The 14,423-nt window shown below is 68.2% G+C and carries 15 protein-coding genes; 8 read left to right on the top strand and 7 right to left on the bottom strand.

Features of this window, described 5'->3' with window-relative positions:
• The first annotated feature begins 80 nt into the window (after positions 1-80).
• From AOZ06_RS50755 to AOZ06_RS50745, 3 genes are read left to right on the top strand one after another with little or no spacing between them, the layout of a single operon-like run.
• The gene (locus AOZ06_RS50755) at positions 81-1,289 is read left to right on the top strand and encodes a DUF445 domain-containing protein (protein ID WP_083472912.1); all 1,209 of its coding nucleotides are present in this window, start codon (positions 81-83) and stop codon (positions 1,287-1,289) included.
• 35 nt (positions 1,290-1,324) lie between these two features.
• Positions 1,325-1,849 (top strand): PadR family transcriptional regulator, encoded by a 525-nt coding sequence (locus tag AOZ06_RS50750; protein ID WP_054295932.1) that lies wholly within the window; start codon positions 1,325-1,327, stop codon positions 1,847-1,849.
• Positions 1,846-2,526 carry an ABC transporter ATP-binding protein gene (locus tag AOZ06_RS50745; protein WP_054295931.1) on the top strand — a complete coding sequence of 227 codons (681 nt, stop codon included), beginning with the start codon at positions 1,846-1,848 and terminating at the stop codon, positions 2,524-2,526. Before AOZ06_RS50750 ends, AOZ06_RS50745 begins: the two co-directional genes overlap by 4 nt.
• A 4-nt stretch (positions 2,527-2,530) precedes the next feature.
• Here AOZ06_RS50745 and AOZ06_RS50740 read toward each other — a convergent pair whose 3' ends face one another.
• Together AOZ06_RS50740 and AOZ06_RS50735 are read right to left on the bottom strand one after the other, a co-directional pair.
• Positions 2,531-3,088 carry a sugar O-acetyltransferase gene (locus AOZ06_RS50740; RefSeq protein ID WP_054297516.1) on the bottom strand — a complete coding sequence of 186 codons (558 nt, stop codon included), beginning with the start codon at positions 3,086-3,088 and terminating at the stop codon, positions 2,531-2,533.
• A gap of 9 nt (positions 3,089-3,097) precedes the next feature.
• Complete coding sequence (locus AOZ06_RS50735) at positions 3,098-3,808, bottom strand: phytanoyl-CoA dioxygenase family protein (RefSeq protein WP_083472469.1); 711 nt, start codon at positions 3,806-3,808, stop codon at positions 3,098-3,100.
• Between the two features lie 185 nt (positions 3,809-3,993).
• Here AOZ06_RS50735 and AOZ06_RS50730 point away from each other — a divergent pair, with 185 nt between their 5' ends.
• Positions 3,994-4,371 (top strand): DUF3224 domain-containing protein, encoded by a 378-nt coding sequence (locus AOZ06_RS50730; protein ID WP_169799092.1) that lies wholly within the window; start codon positions 3,994-3,996, stop codon positions 4,369-4,371.
• On the opposite strand, the gene AOZ06_RS50725 is transcribed toward AOZ06_RS50730, so the two are convergent.
• The 3 genes from AOZ06_RS50725 to AOZ06_RS50715 are packed head-to-tail and all read right to left on the bottom strand — an operon-like array spanning position 4,361 to position 8,219.
• Positions 4,361-6,157: a helix-turn-helix domain-containing protein gene (locus AOZ06_RS50725; RefSeq protein WP_417999926.1), complete on the bottom strand. Its 1,797-nt coding sequence runs from the start codon at positions 6,155-6,157 to the stop codon at positions 4,361-4,363. The genes AOZ06_RS50730 and AOZ06_RS50725 overlap by 11 nt on opposite strands.
• Complete coding sequence (locus AOZ06_RS50720) at positions 6,126-7,457, bottom strand: MFS transporter (RefSeq protein ID WP_054295927.1); 1,332 nt, start codon at positions 7,455-7,457, stop codon at positions 6,126-6,128. The genes AOZ06_RS50725 and AOZ06_RS50720 overlap by 32 nt, the downstream gene beginning before the upstream one ends.
• Positions 7,458-7,469: 12 nt before the next feature.
• On the bottom strand, positions 7,470-8,219 hold the full coding sequence (locus AOZ06_RS50715; protein ID WP_054295926.1) for a 3-hydroxybutyrate dehydrogenase: 750 nt from the start codon (positions 8,217-8,219) through the stop codon (positions 7,470-7,472).
• A gap of 126 nt (positions 8,220-8,345) precedes the next feature.
• Here AOZ06_RS50715 and AOZ06_RS50710 point away from each other — a divergent pair, with 126 nt between their 5' ends.
• Both AOZ06_RS50710 and AOZ06_RS50705 read left to right on the top strand, forming a co-directional pair.
• Positions 8,346-8,735, top strand: a complete 390-nt coding sequence (locus tag AOZ06_RS50710) for a TFIIB-type zinc ribbon-containing protein (RefSeq protein WP_257721449.1) — start codon at positions 8,346-8,348, stop codon at positions 8,733-8,735.
• A 29-nt stretch (positions 8,736-8,764) separates the two neighbouring features.
• A complete protein-coding gene (locus AOZ06_RS50705) occupies positions 8,765-9,397 on the top strand; it encodes an AAA family ATPase (RefSeq protein ID WP_054297515.1) in 633 nt (210 codons plus the stop codon).
• Positions 9,398-10,693: 1,296 nt separating this feature from the next.
• Here AOZ06_RS50705 and AOZ06_RS50700 read toward each other — a convergent pair.
• Positions 10,694-11,692 (bottom strand): NADP-dependent oxidoreductase, encoded by a 999-nt coding sequence (locus AOZ06_RS50700; RefSeq protein WP_054295924.1) that lies wholly within the window; start codon positions 11,690-11,692, stop codon positions 10,694-10,696.
• Positions 11,689-12,570 (bottom strand): fumarylacetoacetate hydrolase family protein, encoded by an 882-nt coding sequence (locus AOZ06_RS50695; protein ID WP_236951992.1) that lies wholly within the window; start codon positions 12,568-12,570, stop codon positions 11,689-11,691. Before AOZ06_RS50695 ends, AOZ06_RS50700 begins: the two co-directional genes overlap by 4 nt.
• Before the next feature lie 60 nt (positions 12,571-12,630).
• Between AOZ06_RS50695 and AOZ06_RS50690 the strand changes: the two genes are divergently transcribed.
• Both AOZ06_RS50690 and AOZ06_RS50685 read left to right on the top strand, forming a co-directional pair.
• Positions 12,631-13,215: an RNA polymerase sigma factor gene (locus AOZ06_RS50690; protein WP_054295923.1), complete on the top strand. Its 585-nt coding sequence runs from the start codon at positions 12,631-12,633 to the stop codon at positions 13,213-13,215.
• On the top strand, positions 13,212-14,420 hold the full coding sequence (locus AOZ06_RS50685; protein ID WP_054295922.1) for a hypothetical protein: 1,209 nt from the start codon (positions 13,212-13,214) through the stop codon (positions 14,418-14,420). The genes AOZ06_RS50690 and AOZ06_RS50685 overlap by 4 nt, the downstream gene beginning before the upstream one ends.
• Positions 14,421-14,423: the final 3 nt, after the last annotated feature.

Genomic DNA, 14,423 nt, shown 5'->3' with positions numbered 1-14,423 from the left:
TCATCCTCACGGACAATGGTGCCGTGGAGCAACTGGGTCCGGTCCCCGGCGCAGCCGAGAAGCAGCGTGGCCTGCGCACGATGAAGCTGGTGGCGCTCGCCTTCCTGGCAGGTGCGACCGTCATCTTCGCCGTCGCGTGGGCGTGGGAGGCCAACGGCGGTCCGGCGTGGGTCGGGTACGTGCGGGCCGCGGCGGAAGCGGGCATGGTCGGCGCGTTGGCCGACTGGTTCGCCGTCACGGCGCTGTTCCGGTATCCGCTGGGCATCAAGATCCCGCACACCGCGATCATCCCCAACCGCAAGGACGTGCTCGGCGACAGCCTCGGCGAGTTCGTCGGCGTGAACTTCCTCTCCGAGGAGGTCGTGCGCGAACGGCTGGCCAGGGTGGACGTGACCAAGCGGCTCGGCGAGTGGCTCAGCCAGCCGGAGAGCGCCGAACGGGTGACGTCCGAACTGGCGACGGTCGTGCGCGGGATGGTCACCGTGCTGCGCGACGAGGACGTCCAGGCCGTGTTCGAGCAGGCCGTGACCAAGCGGATCATGGCGGTGCCGTGGGGACCGCCGATCGGCAAGCTGATGGAACGCGTCCTGGAGGACGGCACACACCGGCAGCTGGTCGACCTGCTCTGCGACCGCGCGTACGACTGGGTCAAGGACAACCACGACAAGTTCGTCAGCATCGTCACCGAGCGCGCGCCGTCGTGGTCGCCGAAGTTCGTCGACTCGATCGTGGCCGACCGGATCTACGGCGAGGTGATGTCGTTCGCGTGGGCGCTCAAGACCGACCCGGAACACCCGATGCGCGGCTCCATCGACGGGTTCCTGATCGGTTTCGCCGCGGACATGCAGCACGACCCGGAGATGATGGACAAGGCCGAACGGGTCAAGCACCAGGTGCTCGAGCACCGCGAGGTGCAGAACGTGATCGGCTCGGCGTGGTCCAACGTGAAGAAGCTGCTGCTCGACGCGGCCGAGGACCCGTCTTCGGAGCTGCGCAAACGTGTCCGCGAGGGCCTGATCTCGCTCGGCCAGCGGCTCACCGGCGAGGACGCGCTGCGGACCAAGGTCGACACGTGGGTGCAGGACGCGGCGGCGTACATCGTGCTGAACTACCGCGACGAGATCACCACGTTGATCACCGACACGATCGACCGCTGGGACGCGAAGGAGACGTCACGCAAGATCGAGCTCCAGGTTGGCCGTGACCTGCAGTTCATCCGGATCAACGGGACCGTGGTCGGCGCCCTGGCCGGGCTGGCGATCTACACGATCGCGCACCTGTTCACCTAACCGCGGCGCGTATACACCCTGCGTATAGTTGGCCCATGACGATCAGCAACACGTTGCTGGGCCTGCTCGAGTCGGGGCCGCGGCACGGGTACGACCTCAAGCGCGCCTACGACGAGCGCTTCGGTCAGGACCGGCCGCTGCACTACGGGCAGGTCTACTCGACGTTGTCGCGGTTGTTGCGCAACGGGATGGTCGAGGAGAACGGCGTCGAACCGGGCGGCGGCCCCGAGCGCAAGCGGTACGCGATCACCGACGACGGTGTGACGAACCTGGAGACGTGGCTGACCTCGCCGGAGGACCCGGCGCCGTACCTGCAGAACACGCTGTACACCAAAGTCGTCCTCGCCCTGCTGTCCGACCGCAGCGCCACGGACATCCTCGACCACCAGCGAGCCGCGCACCTGGCCAAGATGCGCGAGCTGACCAGGCGCAAAACCACCGGCGACCTCGCCGACCAGCTGATCTGCGACCACGCCCTCTTCCACCTCGAAGCCGACCTGCGCTGGCTCGAACTCACCGCGGCCAGGCTCGACGAACTCCGTGAGCAGGTGCACCCGTGAGCCGGTTGCTGACCGCACAGGAGCTGACGAAGTCCTTCGGTCAGACGAAAGCCCTCGTCCAGGCGTCGATGACCGTCGACGCGGGCGAAGTGGTCGCGGTGATGGGGCCGTCCGGCTCGGGGAAATCGACGCTGCTGCACTGCCTCGCCGGCATCATCCGGCCGGACAGCGGAACCGTCGCCTACGACGGGCAGCACATCTCGAGCATGCCCGACGGGCAGCGCAGCGCGTTGCGCCGCAGCGAATTCGGGTTCGTGTTCCAGTTCGGGCAACTCGTCGCGGAGCTGACGTGCCTGGAGAACGTGGCGCTCCCGCTGCGCCTCGACGGCGTGAAACGCAGGACGGCCGAGGAACGCGCCCGTGAATGGCTCGACCGCCTGCAAGTCGCCGACGCGGCGGGCAAACGGCCCGGCGAGGCGTCCGGCGGCCAGGGCCAACGGGTCGCGGTCGCCCGCGCGATGGTCACCGGGCCGCGCGTGCTGTTCGCCGACGAACCCACCGGCGCGCTGGACTCCCTCAACGGCGAACGCGTGATGCGGCTCCTGGTCGGCACCGCCAGGGAGAACGGGACAGCCGTCGTGCTGGTGACCCATGAGGCACGGGTCGCCGCGTACTCGGACCGTGAGGTGACCGTCCGCGACGGCAAAACGACCGAGATCACCGTGGTGGGCGCGTGACCTCTCAGAGCTGCTTGATCACCCGGCACGGATTGCCCGCTGCGAAGACCTTCCCTGGCAGGTGACGGGTGACCACGCTGCCCGCGCCGACGACGGTGTCGGAACCGATGGTCACGCCAGGGCAGACGATGACGCCGCCGCCCATCCACACGTTGTCGCCGATGGTGATCGGGGCGGCGGTTTCCCAGCGCTGACGGCGGGCTTCGTGGTCCTGCATCGGGTGCAGCGCGGTCAGCAGCTGCACGCGCGGGCCGATGGACACGTCGTTGCCGATGGTCACCGGGGCGCAGTCCATCACGATCGCGTCGTAGTTGAGGAAGCTGTTGCTGCCCATCCGGATCAGGTAGCCGTAGTCGCACTGGAAGCGGGGCATGATCCACGAACCCTCACCGATCCCGCCGAGCAGCTTCGACAGGATCTGCTGGCGCAGCGCGTGGTCACCCGACTTGGACGCGTTGAAGTCGTCGAGCAGTTCCTGGCAGTCGCGCCGTTCCGCGATCAGGACCGGATCGCTGTCCTTGTACCGCTCACCGCGCAACATCCGCGCTTTTTGATCACTCACCACGTCACGCTACAGCAACAGATATGCCGCGTTGCCCAGTCTGCGCACGGTTTCAGCGGACGGCAAAGGCTCGAACCCCAGCGTGGGCCCGCTGTTGCGGCGGTGGAACGCGATCAGCACCGCGTGCCTCGGCTCGTCGGATTCGTTGCGGGTGCCCGAGTGCCACAGGTGGCTGTTGAACAGCCAGCAGGTGCCCGCGGGGCCGGTCAGCAGGGTTTCGTCCGGGTGCGGCCGGTGGCCGTGCGGCGGTTTGAAGTGATGGTCCAAATGCGACCCCGGCACGACGCGGGTCGCGCCGTTCGTGCTCGTGAACGCCGTCAACGCGACGATCGCCGTGCACACGCGCCAGGTCCCCGGCCCGGCCCGGTCGGTGGCGTCCATGTGCAGCGCCTGGCTGCCGTGGCCGGGTTTGCCCGCCCGGTAGTGCATCTCCCTGAGCTGGAAGTCCGGGCCGAGCAGGTGGCTGACCGCGGCGAGCAGCGCGGGCCGCAGCCACAGCACGTCGAACATGCTGCCCTGGTCGATCAGGCCCTTCAGGTGCAGCGTGCCGCCTTGGCGGCTGCCGTCGATCAGCCGGGTGATCTCGGTGATCATCCGGTCCGCCGTGTGCGCGTCGACGTAGCTGTCGAGCCTGCAGAACCCCGACTCGTCCAGCGCCACCCGATTCCGAGGAGCGAGCACTTCGGGGGAGACCCCCAGCTCGTCCAGTACCTCCCGCATGCTTTCAGGCTGGCCGCTCGCCGCTCGACTCGCCAGACATGTCACCTGATCAGGCCTGTTGTCGCGGAAGGTCACGGTTTCTGTTCCGCCCGAAGCATCTTGCGGTCCGGCGCCCGGGATTCGCGGTGGGAAAACCCTGCCATTCCTGACAGGAACTGTCAGGAATGGCAGGCAAGCTGACGGTCATGAACACCTTCGAATGCACCGCGTGGGACGAGAACGTGTACGCCGGAGCCGAGAACGGCGCCCGGATCGGCGACGCCAGGATGACGTTCCGGTACTCCGGCGTCCTGGACGGCGAGAGCAAGTCAGCCGGGCTGCTGGCCTACACCGCGGGCACCACCGGAACGTCGACCGGCGCCGAACTGTTCACCGGGTCGATCGGCGGCAAGCCGGGCACGGTGATCCTGCGCACCACCAACACCTTCGACGAGGAGAAGGTCACCGGGAAGTTCGAGGTCGTGCCGGGCACGGGCACCGGCGAACTGGTGGACGCCAAGGGACACGGCAGCTACGTGCTCAGGATGGGCGCCATGTCGACCGAGTACACCTTCACGAGCTGATCGTGAGAACCCGCAGGGCCAGTTGGATCTCCAGGGCCCGCTCGGGCGCGTTCCAGTCGGGGCCCAGCAGGGTGGCGATCCGGTCGAGCCGCTGCACGACCGTGTTGACGTGCACGTGCAGCACGTCCTTGGTCTCGGTGAGGCTTGCGCCGCAAGAGAAGTAGGTGCGCAGCGTGCGGATGAGCTCGGTGCCGCGGTGGTCGTCGTAGTCCAGCACCGGGCCCAGCGTGCGGTGGGCGAACCCGGCGACGTCGGCGCGGTCGCCGAGCAGGACACCGACGAAACCCAAGCCGGACAGGGAAGCCCCGGTCCCGTCCCGGCCGAGCGTGCGCAGTGCGCGCAGGCACCGCCCGGCTTCGGCGTAGGCAACGGCCAGTTCGGCCGGGCCGGTCGCGGGCCCGGCGGCGCCCACGGTCACCGGGCAGCCGACGGCCGCGGACAGTGCCTGCGCGAGCTTGTCCGGGTCGGCGTCGGCGATGAGGAGGACGACCTCCTCGGCGTGCACACCGACCAGCGCGGCGTGACCACTCGCCGCGGCTGCGAGCCGCGCACGCGACACACCGTCCGCGTGCGCGATCAGAACGTGGTGCGCAGCAGCGAGATTCACGCCGAGCCGTCGACCGCGTGCGATCAACGCAGCCGGGTTGCGGTCGGGCGCGGTCAGCAGGTCCGTGAGCAACTCGCCCCGGACCTGTTCCTCGGCCTGGGCGACGGATCGGCGCAACAGCAACAACAACGCGGTCACCAACCCGGCCCTCTCGAACAACCGGCGGTCCTCATCGGACAACTCGGGCCTGCCGGTCAGTACCAGACTGCCGAGCAACTCCGGCCCGGCGAGCACCGCGCACACCCAGATGTCCCCATTGGACACAGCGTGGCCGCCGGCCTGGGCACGGGCCACGGCGTCAGCGGGCGGCGCCACGGACTTCCCGACGCACGCGAGCTCGACGCCGGCCACGTCGTGCAGCACGATCCCGCCGTCGAGCACCTGCGCGACCGCCGCCGCGACCGACTGGAAGTCCGCACCGCGCAGGACCAGTGCGGTGAGCTGGTCGTGCACCTTCTCGGCCCGGCGGATCGACGAGTTCGCCCGCCGCGTCTCGGCCAGCAGCTGCGCGTTGTCGATCGAGATCGCCGCGTGGTCGGCCAGCGAGGACAGCAACGCGACTTCCTCGGGTGAGAACGTCCGCAGCGCGCGGTCGGCCGCGTACAGCACGCCGATCACACGCCGCCCCAACGTGAGCGGCACACCGATGATCGACACCAGGCCTTCGTCGCGCACCGCCGTGTCGATCGCGCGTGTGTGCTTGAACCGGCTGTCAGCGAAGTAATCCGGTGTCGCGTACGGCCGGGCGGTCTGCGCGACCAGGCCACCCAGTCCTTCCCCGATGCCCAGCGAGAGTTGCTGGAACAGCGCGGACGCCGACCCTTCGGTGACCCGCATGAATGTCTGCCCGCCTGCCAGGTCGTTCAGGCTCAGGTATGACACGTCCACGCCGAGCAGCATCCGTACGCGGTGCACGATCTGCTGCAGCACCGCCTCCGGGTCACGCAACCTGGCCAGGTCGTTGGCCGTGTCGACAAGCGCCGACAGTTCGGCCTCGCGCCGCTGATGCTCGACGAGCGTGCGCCGGACACGCAAGGCCGCCTCCGTCGCAGCCTCCCAGTGCGCGGCCTCGTCCGGCGTCAGGCCCGAGGCGCGGGTGGCAGCCAGTTTGGCCAGCTCAGTGCCATCCGCGCCGTCAGCCAGCAGCTCAAGCAGTTCCCAGTACGCGCGCACGCCCATCATCCTGTCCCAGGTGCGTGCCTCGCGTCTCCTTGGCGAACACGATCGCGACCACCGTGACCGCGCACATCGCAGCGACGTAGACCGAGACGGCGACAGCGGTGCCGGTGCCCTTGAGCAGCGCGGTCGCGATCAGCGGAGCCACCGCACCCGCGCCGAGCGACGCCAGCTGGTATCCGATCGACGCGCCCGAATACCGCACGCGCGTGTCGAACAGCTCGGAGAAGAACGCCGCTTGTGGCCCGTACATCGCACCGTGGAACACCAGGCCGATGCTGACCGCCAGCGTGATCAGCCAGAACGACTTGGTGTCCAGCATGGCGAAGAACAGGAACACCCACACACCAAGGCCGACCGTGCCGAACAGGTACACCGCGCGGCGCCCGATCCGGTCGGACAGCGCGCCCCACAACGGGATCACGACCAGATGCACGGCTGACCCGATCACGACGGCGTTGAGCCCCACCGACCGGGACACCCCGACCTCCTGCGTCAGGTACACCAGCAGGAATCCCGTGATGATGTAGTAGGAGCCGTTTTCCGCGATCCGCGCGCCCATCGCGACGAGCACCTCGCGCCAGCTGTGCCTGAACACCCGCACGATCGGCGCCTTCTCCGGCGCGTGCGCCGCTTTCGCCTGCGCCTCGAGGAAAATCGGTGACTCGGCGATGGTCAGCCTGATCCACAACCCGATCAGCACCAGCACCGCGGACAGCAGGAACGCGATCCGCCAGCCCCATGTCACGAACGCCTCTTCCGGCTGGACCGCGGCGAGGATCGCGAGCACCGCCGTGGCCAACAGGTTGCCCGCGGGAACACCCGCCTGCGGCCAGGACGTCCAGAACCCGCGCCGGTCCGGCGAGCCGTGTTCGGACACGATCAGCACGGCGCCGCCCCATTCACCGCCGATCGCGAACCCCTGGATCAGGCGCAGGACCGTCAACAGGATCGGCGCGGCCACGCCGATCGTGGCGTACCCGGGCAGCAGACCGATCAGGAACGTCGAGATCCCCATCATCAACAGGCTGACGACCAGCAGCTTCTTGCGGCCGAGCTTGTCGCCGTAGTGGCCGAAGACCAACCCGCCCAGCGGCCTCGCGACAAAGCCGAGCGCGTACGTGCCCAACGACAGCAGCGTCCCGTTGAGCGGGTCGGAGGTCGGGAAGAAGACCTTGTTGAACACCAGGGTCGCTGCCGAGGTATACAGAAAGAAGTCATACCACTCAACGGTGGTGCCGACCATGCTCGCGCCGATGATCTTGCGTAACGAGCCCCGGTCGGTGGTCTCAGTGGTCGTCATTGGCCACACTCCTCAACTGGCGGTCCAGCCGCCGTCCATCGCGATCGACGTGCCGGTGACGTGGCCGGAGTGCGGACCGCACAGCCAGAGCACGACGTCGGCGACGTCATCCGGTTCGATCAGGCGCTTGACCGCCGAGCGGTCGAGCATGATCCGCTCGACCACCTCGCCGGTGCTGATGCCGTGCGCCTGGGCCTGCGCCGCGATCTGGTCTTCGACCAGCCGGGTGCGCACGTAGCCGGGGTTGACGCAGTTGCTGGTCACGCCGTGCGGCGCGCCCTCGAGAGCGGCGACCTTGCTGAGCCCTTCGAGCGCGTGCTTGGCGGCGACGTAACCCGACTTGAACGCACTGGCCCGCAGGCCGTGCGCGCTGGAGATGTTCACGATCCGGCCCCAGCCCTGGCTGTACATGTGCGGCAGGACCTGCCTGATCAGCAGGAACGGCGCGGTGACCATGACCTGCTGAAGCCGGGCGAACATCGGCGGCGGGAACTCGTGGATCGGCGCCACGTGCTGTGAACCCGCGTTGTTGACGAGGATGTCGACGTCCGCGGGCAGCCCGTCGACGCCGTCGGCCAGGTCGACCTCGTGCGCGACCCCGCCGACCTCGTGGGCCACGGCTCTCGCCTCGTCGCCGTCCAGATCAGCGACGTGCACCCGCGCGCCGCAGTTCGCGAGGGCACGAACACACGCCAGACCGATCCCGTGCGCACCGCCGGTGACGAGAGCGACCCGGCCGGTGTGAGGTACGCCACTGCTCATGCCCGTTCACGCTAGGTGTGTTCGGCCGGGAGGGCTATGTGCGAGAACTACACACTCCGAAGAATCCGAGTGGCGATACGAGCCACATACGAGCATGCGGCTTCGACCATAAGTAGTCTGGAGGGTGTGATTTGCCCGAAGTGTCAGAACACGATGCAGACCGTCGATCGTGGTGGCGTCCACATCGATCAGTGCCAGGGCTGCCGCGGGATCTTCCTCGACCGCGGTGAACTGGAGCAGATCCTGAACGCGGAGCAGCGCTACCAGCAGCAGTACGCGCCGCCGATGCCCGCCGCCCCACCGCCCATGTACCGAGGTGGCGACTCCGCCCCGCCGTACCGCGGTGGTCACCGGGACTCGGCCCCGCCGTACCGCGGCGGCCACAGGGACTCGGCGCCCCCGTACGGCGGCGGCTACGGCCACCGCGGCGACTCGCCCCCGCCTTACGGCGGCCACGGCGGTGGATACGGCCACAAGCGCAAGAGGAAGAGCTTCCTGGAAGAGCTCTTCGACTGATCAAGGCACCGGTGGACCTGAAGATCTGCATGGGCTGCGGCACGAGAATGGACGTGCCCGTGGTCCTGGCGGATGAGCCTGTCCTGGTCTGCGAGGAGTGCGGGCATCGGCAGCCGTTCCTGCGGTTGCCGATGTTCGCGCTGACCGGACCAAGCGGAACAGGGAAGTCGACGGTGAGCAGGCTGCTCACGAGCATGCTCGGCGACCGGGTGGTGGTGCTGGAGCAGGACGTGCTGTGGACAGCGGGACTGCGCGACCCGCACAACGACTTCCAGCTGTTCCGGTCGACCTGGCTGCGGATGGTGGGGATGATCCACCAGAGCGGAAGACCAGTGGTGCTCTGCGGGACAGTGGTGCCGGTGCAGTTCGAGGAGATCCCCGAACGACCACTGCTCGGCGACGTCCACTACCTGGCGCTGACCTGCGACAGACTGGTGATGCGCGAACGCCTGCGCGCCCGCCCGGCCTGGCGGGAGTGGGACGAACCCCGCATCGACGAGATGCTGGAGTTCAACGACTGGGTCCAGCGCGAAGCAGCAAGCATGAAACCCCCAATGCGCCTACTCGACACAACCCACACCCCCGTCGAAGAAACCGCACGCGAAGTAGCCGACTGGGTCCTCGCAGGCCTCGCAGCGACAAAGCAGCTGCCTTCGGACTGAGCAACAGCCAGCCGGAGGCAGCTCGCGCACAGGCGCAGGAGGTTTGCGGCTAGCGCACCAGCGTGGACCAAGCCCGCATCGGTTGTGCCGCCAGCGCAGAACCAACCCACAGCGGCTCGCGCGCAAGCGAGTACAGGGGGTTTCGCGGCGTGCGCCCCAGCGCAGAATGGCCCCGATCGACTCGCACGCCAGGGCCGAGTTCGCGGCGAGCGCGCAAACGCAGGGGTTCACAGCGAGCGCGCTAGAGCAGAACCGGCCCCGAGCGGCTCGCGCCCAAGCAGCGCAGACCGTCCCGCAGCGGCGTGCGCGCCAGCGTAGAGGGGTGGTTCGGGGGTGCTCCTGCCCGTCGGCCTGGGCTACGCCAACCACGGATTGTCAGGAGGTCCGCCTACGTTTCTTGCGGGCATCAGTGCAGGCCCAACGGACCTCTTGACAGTCCGTGGTTCCCTCCGGGCAGGTCGTCGGGCAGGAGCGCCCGCGCATCGAAGGACACACCCCTGGGGCCGGGGCTGTGGAGACGAAGGACACCGGCCACCCGCTCCTGCTCCGAGGTCTGCTCCCGGCGAGGGACATCTTGTTCCGTGCACTGAACCGCAGCGTTCGACACACCGGGTCATAGCTGGGATGTGAGCACGGAACAAGCGGGTCCCTCGCCGGGAGGCAGACCTCAAGGCAGGAGTCGAGGGTGTGTGTTCTTCCTGCCGGATGCTTGAACTCCTCGGTGTGTGTACTGAGAAGGCGTGGGCGCTCCTGCCCGGCGGCCTGCCGGAGGCAACCACACGCGTCAAGAGGCCCGTTGTGCCTGCGCTGACGCCCGCGACAAACGCAGGCGGACCTCTGGACACGTGTGATTGGGCTACGCCCAGGGCGACGGGCAGGAGCACCCCCGAAGCACCCCTCTGCGCTGGCCGCGCAACCCGCAACCAACCCCAAGCACCACCCTGTGCTGGCAGCACAAGCCGAAGCCAACCCCAAGCACCGCCCTGCGCAGTCAACACAAGCCGAAGCCAACCCCGGCAAGCTGCACAGACCCGAGATCAACCAGCGCAAGCTGGACACCACGAACCAAACCCACAACGCGCGCATAAACCAAGCCAAAACGCGGCCACAACACCAACTTCGAAGAAACCGCCCTACACCTATACATACAGTCCCCCACCCAACCCGGGGGGCGTCCCTGCTCCAGTCTAACGGGGTGACGGCTGGCCAAGGGGGTTACTGGTCAGTTGTGGACAGCGAGATTTTTCGGAGGGATCATCGCCGCGACACGGGCCAGCCGGACAAGACCCGCGTAGCCTAAAGTGACACGACCATCTTGCCGGTGTTCTTGCCCGCCAACATGTCCATGAAGGCGTCCGGCGTGTGCTCGAATCCCTCCACGATTGTCTCGGCGTACTTCAGCCGACCTGTCCGCACCCATTCGCCTGCCTCGGCGAGGAACTCGGGCATGCGGTCGTTGTGGTCGGTCACGATGAAGCCCTGCAACCGCAACCGCCAGCCGACGATCCGGCCCATGTTGTTCGGTCCGACGGGTGGTGAAGTGGCGTTGTACTGCGAGATCCAGCCGCACAGGGCTGCTCTGCCGTTCATGTTCATCGCGCCGATGGCGGCTTCGAGGTGGTCGCCGCCGACGTTGTCGAAGTACACGTCGACGCCGTCCGGTGCCGCTGTCTGCAACTGGGCGGCGACTGGGCCGTCCTTGTAGTTGAAGGCTTCGTCGAGTCCGAGTTCTTCCTTGAGGTACCGGACCTTCTCCGCCGACCCCGCCGAGCCGACCACTCGGGCCGCGCCGCGCAGCTTGGCGATCTGGCCCGCCACGGAACCCACCGCGCCCGCTGCCCCGGACACGAAGACGTGGTCGCCTTCCTTGATCCCGGCGATGTCGACCATTCCCGCGTATGCCGTCAGGCCCGTCATGCCGAGCACGCCGAGGTACGCGCTGAGCGGCGCCACCTCGGGGTCGACTTTCCGTACCTCGTCGGCCTCGGGTGTCGCGTACTCCCGCCAGCCCAGGCCGTGCATCACGAAGTCGCCGGGCCGGAGCGAGTCCACCGAGGATTCGACGACCTCCCCGATCGCGCGGCCCCACATGACCTCGCCGACGCGGTAGGACTCGGCGTAGTTCGGCGCGTCGCTCATCCGGCCGCGCATGTACGGGTCGACGCTGAGGACCTTGTTGCGGACCAGGATCTGGCCCTCTCCTGGCGAGGGCACCTCGACCTCGGCGATCTCGAAGTCCGACGGCTTGGGCATTCCGGTTGGCCGCGCGGCCAACCGGATCTCACGAGCGATCATGGCCCAACGCTATCCAGCCATTCGCGGGTGTGCAGCACCGTGTTGGTCAGGCTGCCCACGTTCGCGATCCTGATCTCCACCGTGTCGCCGGGTTTCAGGTCGAAATCCAACTCCGGCACGATCCCCGTCCCGGTGGACAGCACGACGCCGTCCGGGAACCGCAGGTGCGTCGTCAGGTACGGCACCAGCCCGGCCACCGGGCGGTGGAAGAACGCGGTCGACGTGCGGCCTTCGAACGCCACCACACCGCCGCGGTGCACCCACATCGCGATCTCCAAGTCGTCGGTGCCGGTCAGCCACGCCGGCACGATCCCGGCCGACACGGCGCTGCTGCCCGCGTAGATCTTGGCCTGCGGCAGGTAGAGCGGGTTGTCGCCTTCGATCGAGCGCGAGCTGACGTCGTTGACCACGACGTATCCGGCGATCTCACCGTGCGCGTTGATCACGAGGCCCAGTTCCGGTTCGGGCACGTTGACCGCCGAGTCCTCACGGACCGCGATCGGCTCGTTGTCGGTCACCACCCGCCACGCCGGGGACTTGAAGAACAGTTCGGGTCGTTCGGCGTTGTAGATCCGGTCGTAGACGGTCGGCTCCGAGGTTTCCTCGACGCGTGCGTCGCGGGAGCGCTCGTAGGTCACGCCCGCCGCCCACAGTTCCATCAGGCCGTCCATCGGGGTGAGCAGCCGGACACTGTCGACCGGGACCACCGGGCCTGGCTGGGCCAGTGTCTCGCGCATGACGTCCACCTGGACCCGCAGCAGGTCCGCGATCAGCAGCCCCTGCGGCAGCCGTCTGATCACCTCGCCCTCGGTGACTCCGATGTGGACGTGACCGTCCGGATCGGCGAACCTGACCACGCGAGCGCGAATGTTCTCCACCGCGGGAGCCTAACGCGAAACTTTCCCGCAGCGCGGGGCTCCAACCGGCCACAAACAAGCATGACCATCGCAGAGGGGGCGACCGTGCGGATACCGCCAGGTGACACGGCCGTACCCGACAGCGCGTTGTGGCGGCAGGCAGACGAAGCCGCGTTCGGCGCGCTCTTCGAACGGCACATCGATGCCGTGTGGAAGTACTGCTACCGGCTCACCGCCTCCCCGGCGCTGGCCGAGGACCTGGCCGCCGAGACGTTCTGCATCGCCTGGCGCAAGCGGTCGTCCGTCATGCTCGTTCGTGACAGCGCGTTGCCGTGGCTCTACACCGTCGCCGGGAATCTGGCGCGCACGGAGCACCGCAGGCTGAGCAGGTTCTCGCGGGCGTTGCGCAGGGTGCCGCTGGAAGTCGTGCCGGACCACGCCGACCAGGTCACGGACCAGCAGGCCGACGCGCAGCGTCTGCGGCTCGTCCTGGCGGCCATCGCCGAGTTGCCGCGTTCCGAGCACCGGGCGGTCGAGCTGTGCCTGCTGGGGGACGTGTCCGTCGCGGACGCGGCCGAACTACTGGGAGTCACCGAGTCCACGGTCCGAGCGACCTTGTCACGGGCGAGGGCGCGGCTGCGCGCGAAGCTTGAGGAGACGTCATGACCGACCTGAACCTGCCGCCGTACGGCGAGATACCCGACGACGTCCGCAACCGCGTCCGCGACAAGGTCCAGCAGCGGATCCGCAAGCCGAAGCGCGGCGTGCCGATCGCCGTCGCCGCCGGTGTCGCCCTGCTCGCCACCGCTGCCGTGGTGGTCACGACCAGGTCGGAGGCGTCGGTCGCGCCCGCGCAGGCGCAGAACGAGTACGACCTCGCGATGGACCGTTGCTGGGCCGCGGTCGAGAGATCAGGCAAGACCGATGTGTACCCACCGCGGTCGACCTGGCGCCTCACGCGGGCGCTGACGGCGAGCGAACTCGTTGTCGTCGGCATGATCACCCCGAGCAGCCCGAAGTCACCGTTCTTCTGCCAGACCACACCTGCGACAGTGACGATGTCGAAGCCAGGAGCCACCCTCCGCTACGCCGAAGGTGTCCGCGCGGCCGCTCTGCTGGCGACGGACAACGGCATCCTCGCAGGCGTCGTCGAGACGACCTGGCCAGCCGCGTACCTCGCCGGGCCGGAGGGCGGGCCGATGGCGCTGGACGCGGACCGCGGCACAGGCGCGTTCATCGCCCCTTCGCGGGGGGATTCCACGAGCAAGCTGACGATCGGGTGGAGTCAGGATCCCTACGCGCAACCACCGCAGACGCACAGCTCGCTGCCTCAGGCACCCACCCCGGAGATCGACATGGTCGACCGCCCCTGGCCGGCGCCGCCCTCGGACCGCTGCACCCTGCACGCCGGATTCGCGCTGCCTCCGCAGAGCGCCTACGGTTCCAGTGCGGTGATTCGCCAGGACAAATCATTGCTCATCGTGACCCGCGGCACTGCGAGGCTCGGGGTGTGCGCCACGGACCGCCTGGACAACCTGGAGTCGACTGCCGCCTTCAAGGCAGGCCCACCTGTTTTCGATCTCCAGCCGGACGAACCACTCGCGTTCTCCACGGGCCTGTTCGGCGCGAAGACGACGATCGGCGGTGCCGTACCCATGAGCACGGCACGGATGCAGATCGAGTTCGCCAACGGTGTGAAAGCCGAACCCGTTGTCAGCAACGGCACCTTCGCGGTGATCATCCCGGACGGCGTCCCTCTCGATCCCGCGCGCAAGGACCGCCCGGCCGTTGCGGCGACCGCGAAACTGCTCGACGCGGCCGGAGCGACGATCTACTCCGGAACGCTCCGCCACTGGGATCCGCCGAAGTAAGCT

Source organism: Kibdelosporangium phytohabitans, from assembly GCF_001302585.1.
Classification (GTDB): Bacteria; Actinomycetota; Actinomycetes; order Mycobacteriales; family Pseudonocardiaceae; genus Kibdelosporangium; species Kibdelosporangium phytohabitans.
This window is presented reverse-complemented; position numbering and strand designations above follow the sequence as displayed.

Coding starts and splice junctions, on each gene's coding strand:
- AOZ06_RS50755 (WP_083472912.1), top strand. CDS start 81: ATGAAGCTGGTGGCGCTCGCCTTCCTGGCAGGTGCGACCGTCATCTTC.
- AOZ06_RS50750 (WP_054295932.1), top strand. CDS start 1,325: ATGACGATCAGCAACACGTTGCTGGGCCTGCTCGAGTCGGGGCCGCGG.
- AOZ06_RS50735 (WP_083472469.1), bottom strand. CDS start 3,808: ATGCGGGAGGTACTGGACGAGCTGGGGGTCTCCCCCGAAGTGCTCGCT.
- AOZ06_RS50730 (WP_169799092.1), top strand. CDS start 3,994: ATGAACACCTTCGAATGCACCGCGTGGGACGAGAACGTGTACGCCGGA.
- AOZ06_RS50725 (WP_417999926.1), bottom strand. CDS start 6,157: ATGGGCGTGCGCGCGTACTGGGAACTGCTTGAGCTGCTGGCTGACGGC.
- AOZ06_RS50720 (WP_054295927.1), bottom strand. CDS start 7,457: ATGACGACCACTGAGACCACCGACCGGGGCTCGTTACGCAAGATCATC.
- AOZ06_RS50715 (WP_054295926.1), bottom strand. CDS start 8,219: ATGAGCAGTGGCGTACCTCACACCGGCCGGGTCGCTCTCGTCACCGGC.
- AOZ06_RS50705 (WP_054297515.1), top strand. CDS start 8,765: ATGGGCTGCGGCACGAGAATGGACGTGCCCGTGGTCCTGGCGGATGAG.
- AOZ06_RS50700 (WP_054295924.1), bottom strand. CDS start 11,692: ATGATCGCTCGTGAGATCCGGTTGGCCGCGCGGCCAACCGGAATGCCC.
- AOZ06_RS50690 (WP_054295923.1), top strand. CDS start 12,631: ATGACCATCGCAGAGGGGGCGACCGTGCGGATACCGCCAGGTGACACG.
- AOZ06_RS50685 (WP_054295922.1), top strand. CDS start 13,212: ATGACCGACCTGAACCTGCCGCCGTACGGCGAGATACCCGACGACGTC.